General features: G+C 37.0%; 9 protein-coding genes and 1 pseudogene. 8 read left to right on the top strand and 2 right to left on the bottom strand.

Annotation, left to right across the window (positions count from 1 at the left end; genetic code table 11):
• Positions 1 to 258: 258 nt before the first annotated feature.
• The gene (locus tag ACFP56_RS02445; protein ID WP_379230742.1) at positions 259 to 1,254 is read right to left on the bottom strand and encodes an NADPH:quinone oxidoreductase family protein; all 996 of its coding nucleotides are present in this window, start codon (positions 1,252 to 1,254) and stop codon (positions 259 to 261) included.
• Between the two features lie 169 nt (positions 1,255 to 1,423).
• On the opposite strand from ACFP56_RS02445, the gene ACFP56_RS02450 reads away from it, so the two are divergent.
• The 7 genes and pseudogenes from ACFP56_RS02450 to ACFP56_RS02480 all read left to right on the top strand — a co-directional run bounded on the left by ACFP56_RS02450 (position 1,424) and on the right by ACFP56_RS02480 (position 12,146).
• Entirely contained in the window at positions 1,424 to 2,911 is a 1,488-nt protein-coding gene (locus ACFP56_RS02450; RefSeq protein ID WP_379230744.1) for a spore germination protein, read from the top strand.
• Between the two features lie 15 nt (positions 2,912 to 2,926).
• Positions 2,927 to 4,024, top strand: coding sequence for a GerAB/ArcD/ProY family transporter (locus ACFP56_RS02455; protein WP_379230746.1), 1,098 nt, complete (start codon positions 2,927 to 2,929; stop codon positions 4,022 to 4,024).
• Complete coding sequence (locus ACFP56_RS02460) at positions 4,003 to 5,142, top strand: Ger(x)C family spore germination protein (protein WP_379230748.1); 1,140 nt, start codon at positions 4,003 to 4,005, stop codon at positions 5,140 to 5,142. The genes ACFP56_RS02455 and ACFP56_RS02460 overlap by 22 nt, the downstream gene beginning before the upstream one ends.
• Positions 5,143 to 5,316: 174 nt before the next feature.
• Positions 5,317 to 6,411 carry a hemolysin family protein gene (locus tag ACFP56_RS02465; protein ID WP_379230751.1) on the top strand — a complete coding sequence of 365 codons (1,095 nt, stop codon included), beginning with the start codon at positions 5,317 to 5,319 and terminating at the stop codon, positions 6,409 to 6,411.
• A 53-nt stretch (positions 6,412 to 6,464) separates the two neighbouring features.
• Positions 6,465 to 7,496, top strand: coding sequence for a hemolysin family protein (locus ACFP56_RS02470; RefSeq protein WP_379230753.1), 1,032 nt, complete (start codon positions 6,465 to 6,467; stop codon positions 7,494 to 7,496).
• Positions 7,497 to 7,950: 454 nt separating this feature from the next.
• Positions 7,951 to 8,382 (top strand): annotated as a pseudogene (locus tag ACFP56_RS02475) (sigma-70 family RNA polymerase sigma factor); the annotation flags it as partial.
• A 188-nt stretch (positions 8,383 to 8,570) separates the two neighbouring features.
• The gene (locus tag ACFP56_RS02480) at positions 8,571 to 12,146 is read left to right on the top strand and encodes a P-loop NTPase fold protein (RefSeq protein ID WP_379230755.1); all 3,576 of its coding nucleotides are present in this window, start codon (positions 8,571 to 8,573) and stop codon (positions 12,144 to 12,146) included.
• Positions 12,147 to 12,762: 616 nt separating this feature from the next.
• Here the strand turns inward: ACFP56_RS02480 and ACFP56_RS02485 are convergent.
• The gene (locus tag ACFP56_RS02485) at positions 12,763 to 13,458 is read right to left on the bottom strand and encodes a hypothetical protein (RefSeq protein WP_379230757.1); all 696 of its coding nucleotides are present in this window, start codon (positions 13,456 to 13,458) and stop codon (positions 12,763 to 12,765) included.
• Between the two features lie 436 nt (positions 13,459 to 13,894).
• On the opposite strand from ACFP56_RS02485, the gene ACFP56_RS02490 reads away from it, so the two are divergent.
• A complete protein-coding gene (locus ACFP56_RS02490) occupies positions 13,895 to 14,566 on the top strand; it encodes a hypothetical protein (protein WP_379230759.1) in 672 nt (223 codons plus the stop codon).
• Positions 14,567 to 14,599 lie beyond the last annotated feature (33 nt).

A 14,599-nucleotide genomic window follows, 5' to 3' on the forward strand; every position in this document is an offset into this window, starting at 1 on the left:
CCATGTTTCATGTTTATCATACGATCTAGGGCGTATCTGACAGTGACAACTTTCACCGCCTTTTCTCCCCCTGTTTTAATCCATTTGCTTGACGTATCCCGGTACGCCTTTACATCGCGCCTTGATGGTCTTCGGGCACATTGGCTGTCCTCAGAGGTCTCAGACACAATCTAGTATAACATATCAACAGAATAGCCTAGTAGAAAGCAGCCCATGCTGGCTGCTTTCTGCTTCGTATGACTTTTACTAGACTTTCTATTATATCAGTTTCACTAATGTTCTTCCTCTTGCTTGTCCTGACAATAAAGTAGGCAGAATATCTGGTAGCTGCTCCAAGTTTATTTCTTGTGCTACAATCGACTCCAAGTTTGCTGGCTTATAGTCAGAAGCCAAGCTCTGCCAAACACTTAGCCTTGTCTCCATTGGACAATATACAGAGTCAATGCCTAACAAGTTTATACCTCTTAAAATAAACGGAAAAACCGTTGTTGGCAATTGTGCTCCGGCTGTTAGTCCGCTGACTGCCACTGAACCGCCGTATTGAATTTGACTTAACACAGCTGATAATGGCTCTCCACCTACTGGATCTATGGCTGCCGCCCATTTTTGTTTTCCCAATGCCTTACCTGTTCCGTCGTATACCTGTTCACGAGAAAGTACAGCTGCGGCTCCCAGTTCTTGTAAATACTCTGCCTCTGCGGTTTTGCCTGTGCCTGCCTCAACCTCATAGCCTAATAAGGAAAGTATCGACACGGCGAAACTTCCAACACCACCTGTAGCACCTGTAACAAGCACCTTCCCTTTTTCAGGCGATAGATGATTTTCCTGCAAACGCCGCACAGATAAGGCTGCAGTAAAGCCCGCTGTTCCGATTATCATCGCTTCTTTTAAAGTTAGACCTTCAGGAAGTGGAACGATCCACTTTGCAGGAATACGCGCATACTCACTATAGCCACCGAAATGAGAAACTCCAATGTCGTAGCTTGTTGCAATCACTGCATCGCCTTTTTTATATCGTGGGTCATCGGAAGATACAACTTCTCCAGCCAAGTCAATGCCAGGTACGAATGGATACGTCTTCACAATATTCCCTGCAGGAGTTGCCGCGAGGCTATCCTTGTAATTCACGCTAGAGTAATGAACACGAACCAATACCTCTCCTTCTGGCAGGTCATGGGTAGTCAGTTGCTCAATTCGCATAGTAAATCGTTCCTCTTCTTTATGAACAACCAATGCTTGAAATTTTACGGACATGAGAATTCCACCTTTGTAACGATCGTGATCGTTGTATTAAGTCTCATTTTATCATCTGCTTATAGGGGGTTCAAATACATCGCCCGTTTGACGATGGTGACCATTGTATAATTTTCTAATTAAAGGTTACGCTTAAGGTACATAGATTGATTGAGGCAGGGCATGACCAATGACGAACTTTCAAGACACAAACCACCCAACTACCGACAATTTCTCTGGGCAAGCTACCGATCAACAAGAACAAAAAGAAATTGTTCCTCCAAGTCTGCAGCATACCTTGGATAATTTCAAGGATTGCGTTGATCTCGCGCATCGAACTTTCCCGAGTATTTCTGTGGACATTGTATATTTCGACCATTTGATCGGTACTGAAGAGTTCAATAACAATGTCATCGTACCATTGTCGAATATTCAATTATGGAATATTCAAGAGCTTTTCAAAAGAAGTCAATTTCAAAAGGTTACAGATTCTAAAAGTCTTATAAAAGGAATACTGGACGGACAGGCAGCTATTTTTCATCAAACGAATTGTTATTTAGTTAATGTCAATAAACCAAATGCTCGATCCATTCAGCAATCCGAAACTGAGACGGTTATTACTGGACCGCATGATGCCTTTAATGAGGTTGCCAGCATTAATTTGTCCCTTATTCGCAGAAGGGTAAAAAGCTCCCACTTAAAGGTGATCAAGCTTCAGGTTGGCGAGATTACCAAAAATGATTTATACATTCTCTACATAGATGGCATCGCTAATATGGAATACGTACATGAATTAGTGAAACGTATCGAGCTGATCGAGGTTGATGCTGTACATGACAGCAATATGATTACCCAGTACATTGACGATTTCCCAAATTCCATCTTTCCGTTATTTACAACAACTGAAAGAACAGATGCAGCAGTGTCTAAACTGACTGGGGGAAGAATTGTCGGGATATTAGATGGCAGTCCTTCTGTCTTTTCAGCACCGTCCTCCTTTTTTGAATTTTTGGAGTCTCCTGATGATTATTATCAAAGGTGGGCACTAGGCACTTCACTTAGAATATTGCGGTTTGCAGCAATCGTAATTACATTACTGTTTACTGCATTATATGTTTCGATTACAACGTATCATTATGAAATGATACCCGAGTCGCTATTGCTAATTATTACCGAATCACGAAGCAGAGTTCCTTTTCCCCCTCTATATGAGGCACTATTCATGGAACTAACGATTGAACTGCTAAGAGAAGCAGGAGCACGGCTTCCGACCAAAATCGGTCAGACCATTGGTATCGTTGGCGGTATCGTAATTGGCCAAGCAGCGGTGCAGGCAGGCTTTACAAGCAACATTTTAATTATTGCAGTTGCTTCATCTGCCATTGCTTCCTTCGTCATTCCTAGTTACGTCATGAGTGCGTCCCTTCGATTAATCCGTTTCGGTTTAATTGTATTGGCGGGTATTTTGGGTGATTTGGGTATCATGCTTGGTATTTCATACCTTATTATCCACTTGTCAGGACTAACGAGTTTAAACACGTCGTATTTAACACCTGTCGCCCCTCATCAATTCAAGGATTGGCGTGATGTTTTCATTCGTGCACCATTTTGGGCAATGCGTAAAAGACCTTCACAGTCGAGATCACCTAATGAAGTTAAAACTAGACAAAAGAAATAAAACTGGGGGACTATGATGAAAGAGAAGCTGCATCCTTTTCATATCTGCTTGCTTGTATATATGAACCAATCAGGCGTTGTACTGTTCGCTCTTCCAAGACTACTGGCACAGGAAACGGGATATAACGGCTGGGTAACCATACTAATCTATTCAGCGATGGCGACCTTTAATATTTGGCTCATCTCAGTTGTATATCGACTTAGTAAGGGTAAATCCATCTTTGTCATTATTGAACAAGCACTACCTAAGGTGTTCATTATCCCGCTCTACACCTTTTTAGTCAGTCTGTGGACGTTAACGGGATGTCTGATAGCCAAACAATACGTTATTATATTTCAAACGTTTGTATTTCCGACTACGCATCCCATGTTCATTAAATTTCTCGTAGATTTTCTAGCTTTTCTTCTAATTTCAAAAGGAATATACAATATAGCTAAGGCAGCTACTAGTTTTTTTTGGATTCTTATTTGGCTCCTCCTTCTCCTATTGTACTTTATCAAAGATTTTGAATGGGTGAACATGACGCCATTCTTTTTTCACGAGCACTCTCCTAATGTGCTTGTAGGTGGTCTGACCGTATATTCAGCGTTTTTAGGGTATGAGCTAGCGATACTGCTTTTTCCATATGTGGAGAAGGGCAAACGTTTTATAAAGTCTGTATATTTAGCAAACGTTATGGTTACCCTCTCTTATTTGGCAGTATGCGTCGTTTGCTTTGGTCTATACAGCTTTAATCAATTAAAAAGGCTGAGCTACCCTGTCATTGATCTGTTAGCACAAATTAGCTTCCCGTTTGTTGAACGAATTGAGACCTTTACCTTTTCCATGTTTATATTTACTAATTTAATTAGTATCACCTTCTATATATGGGCTGCAAAAGAAGCCGTTCTGCGTGTTGTTCCTAAAATAAACGGCAATTGGATCACAGCAGTATTAATAAGTGCTGCATATGCGGTTTCATGGATACCAGATGTACTTAGCAAGGTTGAGGCATGGCTTACATTCCTTGGAATAACGGAAATAGCAATCGCATTTGGACTTCCCTTGCTGCTTATTGTTATATTGCTGCTTAGAAAAGGAGAGAAGGAGTCTTGCATAACCGACTACGATTAGTACTAATCATCGTGAGCATCGTGCTTCTAACTAGCTGTGGTGACCAGCGTATATTGGAAAGACTCGGGGTAACTCATACGGCAACGTATGATCTTGCAGAAAACGAAGAACAATCCGATAAAAAATTGATCGTGAGCGTGACAATTCCACGACCTGAATCTGCTGGAGGAAAGGGGAATAGTAATTCAAATCGAGAATTTTTGCAAGCTACCTCCGCTACGAGCAAAGAAGGAAGAATCAATCTTTCCAAACAGACTGAATTAATTCTTGTAAGCGGACAAATGCGTAATACGCTATTCGGAATAAACTTAGCCAAGGAAGGCGTATGGGAATATATTGATGCGTTATTACGTGACCCTTCCGTTTCTCCTCAGATTAAAATTACAGTTGTAAACGGAAGCGCATATCAGCTTTTGAGTAAAGATTATTCTCAGCATTCAAGAACAGGCCAATATATAGAACGCATGCTTGAAAAGGAATCTCAATCACAAACTATTCCTAAAATGAACCTATTTCGGTTTTCCAGGGATTATTGGGATGATGGCATTGATTCCGTAGCGCCAATGATTAAGGACGCTGGGAATCATGTTGAGATAGACGGGATTGCCTTATTTCGAGGCGATCGATATATTACGAAAGTCGAAACTGACCAAGCATTAATTTTCGCTTTTTTGCGCGGACCATTCAAGCGCGGGGAGCTCAGCATTGATCTTACAAAAGTAGGTCGAAGCAATGAACGAATGATGCTCAGCTCAATAAGTAGTGAACGGAAAATTAAGGTTACTTCTAAAAACGACAACAACGAGTTTCATATCGATTTGCGTATAAAAGTATCAGGTACAATCCTTGAGTATATCGGTACAATAAACCTGAATTCTGAAAACGGTCGCGTGGAAGCGGAAAGGTTAATTGCAGAGTATATTAAAAATCAACTTGATGACATGATTGCTATGATGCAAGAAAATAATGTTGATAGTATAGGTATAGGCAAGCACGTCAGAGCGACACTTAACTATCAACAATGGAAGAGCATGGATTGGCATGAAGTGTTCCCCAATATTAAGGTGAACACTGACGTTAAGATTAGCATTAAGGACATTGGTGAAGTATTGGAGTAACATGGAATGTCTTCCGCAGAATTATAAGAATTCTCTAATGAAACGAACAAGTTGATGCTGCGTACTACATTATCAAATCATATGGAGGAGGAATCGGGCAGCTAAATCATTTACATAATTGTTCACATTAGTATAGCCATATTTTGGAGGTGAATCCCTCATAGAAGGGAAATTTTGGACACGATAACAATTATTAATCTCTTTATCCTCGTATTATTGCTTGCTTTGACTGCTTTTTTCGTCGCATCTGAATTTGCTGTAGTTAAAATAAGAATGTCACGAATTGATCAGCTTATAGCCGAGGGTAATAAAAAAGCTGTACTTGCAAAGAAAGTTGCGAGTGATTTGGACTATTACTTATCCGCTTGTCAGCTAGGAATTACCGTTACTGCTCTCGGGCTTGGCGCACTAGGAAAGCCTGCCGTTGAGCGAGTCATGCTGCCGATTTTTGAGCTTCTCCAGGTTCCTGCTGCGTTAACCTCTGCAATTTCGTATGCCATTGCCTTTATTTTAGTTACATTTTTACATGTTGTTGTAGGTGAGATGGCACCAAAAACATTAGCAATTCAATTTTCTGAAAAAGTAACTCTCTTGTTATCCGCACCCCTTTATTGGTTCGGTAAAGTGATGTATCCATTTATCTGGTTATTGAATGGTACTTCAAGAACGATACTAAATTCATTTGGAATTAAACCTGCAAAGCATGAAGATGCATACTCTGAAGAAGAAATTAAAATCATTATGCTTCAGAGCTATGAGGGTGGGGAAATCAATAAGGAAGAGCTTGCATATATGGAGAATGTGTTCGCATTCGACGAGAAGAGTGTCAAGGAAGTCCTAGTACCGCGAACAAAAATGGTTGCACTTGACGAGTCCCTTCATCCCAAGGAAATCCTTGCAATTATGAAGGAAAATAACTACACTCGTTACCCTGTTACCGAAAACAATAATAAGGATAAAATTATTGGCATGCTCAATGTTAAAAAGGTATTGCCTCAAATTTTATCGGGGCAGCATGGTAATAAGACCGAGCTAAAGTCCTTTATTCGTGAAATTCCTTTTGTCTTTGAAACAACGCCTATTAAAGAAGTGATGCTTACGATGCAAAAAAAGCAGGTTCATATGGCGGTCGTATTTGACGAATTTGGAGGCACATCCGGCATTGTTACGCTTGAGGATATATTAGAAGAGCTAGTAGGCGAAATTCGCGACGAGTTCGATGAAGATGAGCTAAACAAAAGTAACGTCAATCCTGCTTTTGTAAAATAAACGTTGTTTTATACTATGCCTTGGAGGTGAATCCCTAACGTTTAGGGAAATGATTGGACAGTACAATTATAATTAATCTCATTTTAGTCGCAATTTTTATTGGGCTAACCGCATTTTTCGTAGGTGCTGAATTTGCTATTCTAAAAGTTCGTGGTTCCAAGCTTGATCAGTTAATTGCTGAAGGGAACAAAAAAGCAGTTATGGCTAAAAAAGTAACTGAGCAGCTTGATTTTTATCTATCAGCTTGTCAGCTGGGCATTACGATTACAGCGCTTGTGCTCGGTGCCCTCGGTGAACCTACCGTGGAAAAATTGCTTCATCCGCTGTTCGAAAGTCTCAATATGAGCGAGGCGCTTTCAACCTTGCTATCCTATCTAATTGCGTTATCGCTTGTATCCTTTTTGCATGTTGTTTTTGGTGAGCTGATGCCAAAAACACTAGCCATCCAGTTTGCAGAAAGGCTGTCATTAATGCTTGCTGGTCCACTATATTGGTTCGGCAAAATCACATACCCTATTATTATGGGGTTAAATGGCGCGTCACAGCTATTGTTAAAGATGCTAGGCGTTAAAGCAAGCACGCATGAAAGCGTACATTCAGAGGAAGAAATTAAGTGGATTGTTGATCAAAGCTTTGAGAGCGGCGTAATCAATAAATCAGAGCTGGAATATATTCAAAACATATTTGAATTTGATGATCGAATGCTGAAGGAAATCATGCTTCCAGCTGATCATATCGTCGCTCTTCCCATCCGCATCGAAATAAATGAGATGGTCAATATCATTTTAGAGCATGAGTATACACGTTACCCCGTCATGGACAGTGACCAATGTGTTGGCTTTATTAATACGAAGGAAATGCTTACCGATATTGCAGCCGGTGATTACACTGAAATGAATGATTATATTAGAGAACTGCCGAAGTTTCATCCACAGACTCCCATTAAAGATGTGCTGTTGAAAATGCAACAAAGTCATATACATATCGCCATCGTTGCAAGCGAGCAAGGACAGACACTAGGTCTTATAACAATGGAGGACATATTAGAGGAAATTGTTGGAGAGATTAAGGATGAATCTGATTAGTCGTAAATTGGCTCAGGCCTGATTAACGTTTAGATAAGAAGCTTGTAAACTACTTTCTAGAAGTGGTTTACAAGCTTCTTTCATTTATTGTTTATTGTTATTCCCCGGTAACCTTATCTATGACTTTAGAATTTGTAGACAAACCCGTACTATCCACCGTAAATTAATTTCGAAAATTTATCACATTCACAACATTGCAAGATTCATGTTTTTTGATATTTCAGTTTAATGGAATTTAACTTGCCGTTTGCAAATTAAAATTACGTTTATTTCTTAATTGATGTATATATTATTGTGTTTTATATGTAATACTTATTATTTATCTTAATTATTAATCCCCTACTCGTACCTATTTTCTTGGTACAGGCACAACTGGGCAACTACCCACATACATTAGAGAACAGACTACAGCGGCCAATTTTAGGCCCTTGCCAGTTCATCAGGAGGTGGAGCTATGCCCGGTTTTTTTGCATCAATCGCCTTATTTATTAAGCAGTTGACCTTATTAGTGTCTTATGTCAAAAACAATGCTTTTCCACAGCCGTTGAAGGAAGAGGAAGAGCAGTACCATTTGTCGCGGATGGCTGAAGGAGATGTTGAATCACGCAATATTCTCATCGAACATAATTTGCGGCTAGTCGCACATATCGTCAAGAAGTTTGATAATACCGGCGAAGATCAGGAGGATCTAATCTCAATCGGCACGATCGGACTGATTAAGGCCATTGAAGGCTTTCAAACTGGCAAGGGCACCAAGCTCGCTACCTTTGCCGCTCGCTGCATCGAAAATGAAATTCTGATGCATTTGCGTTCATTGAAAAAAACACGTAAGGATGTTTCGTTGCACGATCCAATTGGCACCGACAAAGAGGGGAACGAATTAACTTCTGCATGATAGACATTTCTATTTTCTGCAAGCAGATTGCTGAATTAAGACTACAAATGCAGTGTATTGGCACTTCTAACCTATATAATACTGAGCAAAAAATCAATAACATTAACAAGTAGAAAATTGGTTGTAAAATATTGTAGAATTATAGAAGGAGTTGCAAATAATAAACGGTGGTGAAATCAATGCTTGATAAACTAAAGAGATCGAATGATCCTATAATAGAAAAGAAGTTTTTTCTTGAGGACAAGCCTTTAGAGAACTTGAACGAAGACAAATTTCAGTACGCTCAGGTTGCAGAAATTTTATTTGAATTATTGAAACAAAGAAATTTCCCTATCAACATAGGATTATTTGGACCATGGGGATCAGGAAAAACTTCAATTGTAAAACTTCTTCAAAACATAATTGCGGCAAATAGTCAAATGAAAGATCAATTCATCATTAAAGTAATTAGTGTTTGGAAATTTGCTGATGACGCTCCTTCTTTACATAGAAAAATTGTCCGTGAGATTGAAGCTGAATTAGATATTCGAAATGACGAAGGATTAGACAAAGATTCAACTATAACAGAAAGTGCAGCCGGCACAGGTATTTTCTCAATTCTATTCTTTAATAAACACTCTAAACTTACAGCAATTGGTTTCATCTTGATTTTTCTTAGTTTAATTACACTAGCTTTCTTTTACCCTAATATTAGTAGCGCTTTAAACGGAGTTTTATTACTTGCATCTTTTACTTTTATTTATAAAGTAGTACAACCCCTTTTAGGCAATTACCAGCGTGGAACTCAATTAACAACAAAATCCTTACCATTAATTCACGGTGATCAATACGAAACAAGGTTTAAGATGAGTGTTGATCGATACTTAAAGAAAAATAAAGGACAAAATCTTATACTTGTATTTGATGATATGGATCGGTTACCTCCCCCTCAGATGTTAGCTGCTTTAAATACTATTAAAACATTTTTGAATTCCAAACATGTTGCATTTATAATTCCTTGTGATGAAATAATTCTTAGAAATGGAGTAAAAACTGCGTTCGAACAAAAAGAAATTATTGAGGATCTAAACGGCAACATTTCCACAAAAAATCATTATGTTTCTGAGTTTATAAATAAAACATTTGACTATCAGATTCACTTACCGATTTTAGAACAAAAAAATATGAAACGATATGCAAAGAATTTAATAATAGATCAAAAGATATCTTGGATAAAAGATGACGATATAAACATTGATAGGGTTCTTGGTGCGTTAATACATTCTTCAATTAAAACACCACGACAAGTGAAGTCATTAATTAATTCCTTTTCTGCGAATTGGCAACTAGCAAAAAAACGCGATCAAGAAACTGGTAGAAATTTGTTATCGGCTAATCCACTAGCTATTGCCGTATTTACAGTATTACAAACAGATTTTCCAGATTATTATTCGGAGCTCATTGTTAATCCTTACCTCATTACTCAAGAGCATAAACACCTTGACGAAGCTCTTACTGGTTATCTAAGTAAAATAGATAGTTTTATTCCAAAGGATGATCCGAGGCCTTTCATTTATTTTAGTAATGAAAAACTTAACCCTGCTACAGGAAAACCTGAGATAGTAAAAATAAAAGAGTATCTTTTAAATGCGGAGATTGAACAATTTAAAGCTTCATTTGAAAACTTAAAACTCGAAGACAAACAAGTTGTCCTAGCTGCAGTAATCTCTGATATCGATGATAACCCTGGATTAGAAGTAGATAATACAATTAAAACACTTATTGAATCTGAAGTTGACTTATCAATGATTTCCGAAATGGATCTTCATAACTGGGAGATATTAATTCGAGAAAATCTAAATTTTCTACACAATTTTCCTCCTACAAAAGTATGTTATTTCTTAGACTATATTTTACATGATGATAGGCTCTGGATTGAATATGGTGCTGAGGTTAACATTACTTTATATAAAGAAGACATATTATATTTATGGATAGAACGGCCCGATTATATTAATAGATTAAATAAACCGGACTTCTCTATTTTACTCGAGAATTCTTTTATTGATGATAATGATGGTTATACATTGCTATCAGTAATTTTACAAATTCCTGCTAATCACAGTATTAATAAAAATGTTAATTGGATCAGAGTTTTAAAGGATTCGTTAGATTTGAATGTAACCCCTGAATTTACTTTAACAGCATGGCTTGAAAAATGGGTAATATCAACAGACTCAAATTTGAATTCTGAATTGATAAATGAGTTACTGGAAATATACGATTTTAAATCTGAGGAATTTTTAGATGGTATTGGATTACTTTGGTGTAACCATCATACAAATGACGATGAAGTACTCGGAAAGTTAATATCGTTGACAGTTCATCCTTCATTTAGCGGTTTTAATGAACACGATTTATTTGAAGTAAACAATTTCATGAAAGAAGTTTCGAATTACGACTTGATTCGAGACAACGTACGCTCAATACTTGAAGATTGGAGAGAAAATGAAAATAATAAAAAACTAAACTTTTTCATAAAAAGGTTTCCTGATTGTCCTGGGATACCAGGATTCTGTCAGAAGAATTTCTCATTTGATCTAGATGAAGTCGAACAAGAGCTATATCTTAATATTCTCATCAACCGTTCGGATGTTTTAAATAACTTTGGAGATTTAATTGAGACTTTAAAAACAGAGATTGAGAATGCGGCTTCAAATTCTGCAAAATCTCTGACTCCAGGTGTAATTAGGAAACTGAATACTTCTCAAGACATAAAGGAATCTATTCTTGCAAATAGAGAAGCTTTCTTATCAATAACAGACAAGTTTATATGGTTAAAATTCAATGAATTGGTCTTTGAAGATAGATTAGATATCTTTTTTGAACTTTGGGCTGACGATGAAGAAGCTTATAAATGGATATTTGAAGGTATTAATAATTTTGCGAATATAAGTAAAGGATTCCTATCGAATCACTATCAATACAAAAATAACTCAACAAACTATCTCAACCAAATTGTCAATAGAGTATGTGATTACTATACTGATGCAAATTGGGACGAGATTCTAGAAAATTGGTATAAGATACCACAATCTAATAATCCAAATATAACGTTTGACCTCTTCACTTTATTAGACTCGCAAACCAAGATAAATATTCTCGGCCAATTGAGTAGAAGGTGTAAAGTCAATAGCAAAGTTTTTAATAATATACTCTTTAAACATTATGATTCTTCTGTCACTGCTCTTCGAAAAGCTTTATTTAATCGTTGGGAGTTTATGGGAACCGAAGAAAGAGTATCAATATTATCTAATCTTAATACAGAGGAAAGTAAATTATTAGAGTATCACTTTAAAAGTAATCCACTTATTGAATACTTAGATGAAATTATTATTTTTGAAATTGATGAAGAATACAGAAATAATTTTATAAAAGTAGTTATCAATAATTTACCTAAACAGGAAGTTATTAAATGGGTAAATGACTCGATAGACATAATGAACCAGGAAGGATTTCAAAAGTGGAGAGCAGCTGCGATAAAAATTGCACTTGAAGATCAAAAAGTCGATATAACAAATGCTCAAAGAGCCATCGAAACATCACTAGCTCTTGGTAATGAGCGTGCCGAAATTGCACTTATACTTCTATTAAATTCAACTTATACTAAAACAGAATTGAGGAAATTCAAAGATAAAATTATTCCATTGCACAACCAATTTCCTGAATATGTAGATCGTTTTGGATTTAGATTTAAGAAAAAAGAAATAATCTGAACAGAAATGAGGCATTCCCAGTTCTTCTGGAAATGCCTCATTTAAGCTTAGCTCAGAACCTTTTGTTTCAATGACAACACTGACAGTAAGTACTTTGCACATTACCTTGACGGTCTTCTGATTCCGTCGTTTACGGATATAGGCATAGAGCTGGCAGGTCTTTACCGTTTCCAGTCTTTTGCGAACCTTCAGAATTTCATTTGTGCGGCGCAACTCGACTATTTCTTTTTCTAGTTCCATTTCGCATGTGGTTTTATTGTAGCTATATAAACGCGTCTGCTTCCGATGTGATCCTTTGCCATACAAGGTTCTTCGCTTTCTCCACTTCTGCAGAGTGTAGAAGGATATGCCTTATTGCTCAGCAGCTTTCTTCTTCCCAAACTCATCACTCAATCTAACAGTCTCTTTCTTAAATGCTTTGTCATATATTAGCGCTCAACTCCCTCGTCAGCTTTGTTTTTTCATATGTGGGAGTTTTGCGACTGCATTTTTATCGTAGTACTCCAACCGTCCTGACGTTTTCTGGTGCAGTCGCTGAAACTATACATGCATGCGTTAGGCTAAAGAAAAAGTACCCGAAGGTGACTTTTAATTTTGCTTCAGTAACGCTTCTGATTTAATATAACTTACCGTATGATTCTAATTTCATCAATTGTTCAGCTAACTCATTAGACGCCTTATATGCTTCTTTTTTAACATTAGGATCTGTATCGTACTTTAAACGAGTCACTTCACCCGTATCATGTTCCATCCAAGAAGAACTGTAGTGATCTAAGTATATTTGCCAGATTTTTTTTATACACTCTATTTGTTCATCTTTAAAAAACTCCGCAAACTCACGTGGTGTAGGTAAATTAATATAATACCCCTTTTGAATTGCAACCAAATTAGGCTTACCATCCCCAATACCCCGTAATATATTATAAAGATACCTGGCTTCTTTCAAAAATCTATCTTGATATTCTCTGCTCATTATGCTTCGTTCTGTATCCAGTTTTTCTTGCTGTTGCTTATAAAAACTCAATGTTTTTTCTGCTATTTCAACACTTTTTATTGCTACTTTAACACTCTCTTCAGTGGCAGTAGCACTACCTTTAGCAGCATCCGCACTCTTAATAGAAGTTTTCCATAAAAGAAAGCTGAAGATCCCTGTAACAATTATACCAATGTAATTACCAATAAAGTCCATCCAGTTTCCATTTACTCCAGGTGCTCTCCAAGAGAATATTAAGTAATTTAATAATATTGGAAATGTTATTACTAGTGTCACACTACCTAAAACTAACCATTTTCTTTTAACCCAGTCCTTCAATTAAATCCTCCCCTAACTGAAGTTATTACTTCCAGTATCAGACAAATACTTTTAACGGTCAAGGAAGAATTTGCAGAAGAATTAGTTTCCGTCGCTTGCTTAGTCCAATCTTGTGAAAACCTGCTGAAAAAAACAAAAGCAGCCTCCTCCTCTCTTAGTCAATCTTTATATTCAAAGCTTACACGCTTCCAAGCTAGTAAACGTATGCAAAAAGTATGATGATTTTAAAAGAACAACGGCTATGCAGCATATGGCCACATAACCGTTAGTTCTTGATTCTTTATAAGCTTTGGTGCAGCTTATAAAATTCCGTCCAGTTCCCCTTTATCGTCACGGTCATCATGAGCATTCAATAATATTTAGTACATCTCACATAGCAACCCAAAATATAATTTTTCGTATTATGAATATATCGAATTATGTAGGAGGAAAAACGATGCCAAGTTCTAATAAACGTAGTAAAAAGAAACCTTACGAAAAAAAGCAAGTTAATAATAATGTATTTGATCATCGAACCAAATCAAAACGAGGCTATACTCTCCTTAACCTACGCAACAAACTTGAGCCATTTAATAAGTTTTTTTCTTTAATTCCAATATGGGACAAACGATTGGGACTTTTTTGGATTCGTTTAACTCTTGTTGTTATACCTTCACTTTTACAGTTATTCAATTCAGGTTTTTCTATTTTAACCGGAATACACCTCCCTACAACAATATTTTCATTCTACAATCGAGTTTTCATGACTATTAATGCAAGCGGATGGTTACAAATTATATTATTTATGGCAGCTGCTTTTTCGTTACCTGTTGCTTTAGGGAAGATCATTAGTATTGAGAAGAAGTTGTATAACAAAGTAACTAAATATAGGACTATATCAATCTTTTATAGCATATTTGCAGTGTATACTTCTGCAAGATTCTTTCCGCCACATACAGAAACGTTCTTTCAACTCGCGTCAATCATTTTGGCGATACAGATGCTATTACAGCTGGTTGCATTAAGCAAATATCAAAAAGAACATGGTCCATATAGACCTGATCAGTTATTTAAACGATCGCATCGATATTTCAGACGTAAAAAGGAAAAGCTGGCTGCAAGGAAATAATACGATACTGATACAGAAACATTAAAAGAGTCC

The sequence above is a fragment of the Paenibacillus septentrionalis genome (assembly GCF_042659865.1).
Lineage (GTDB): Bacteria > Bacillota > Bacilli > Paenibacillales > Paenibacillaceae > Pristimantibacillus > Pristimantibacillus septentrionalis.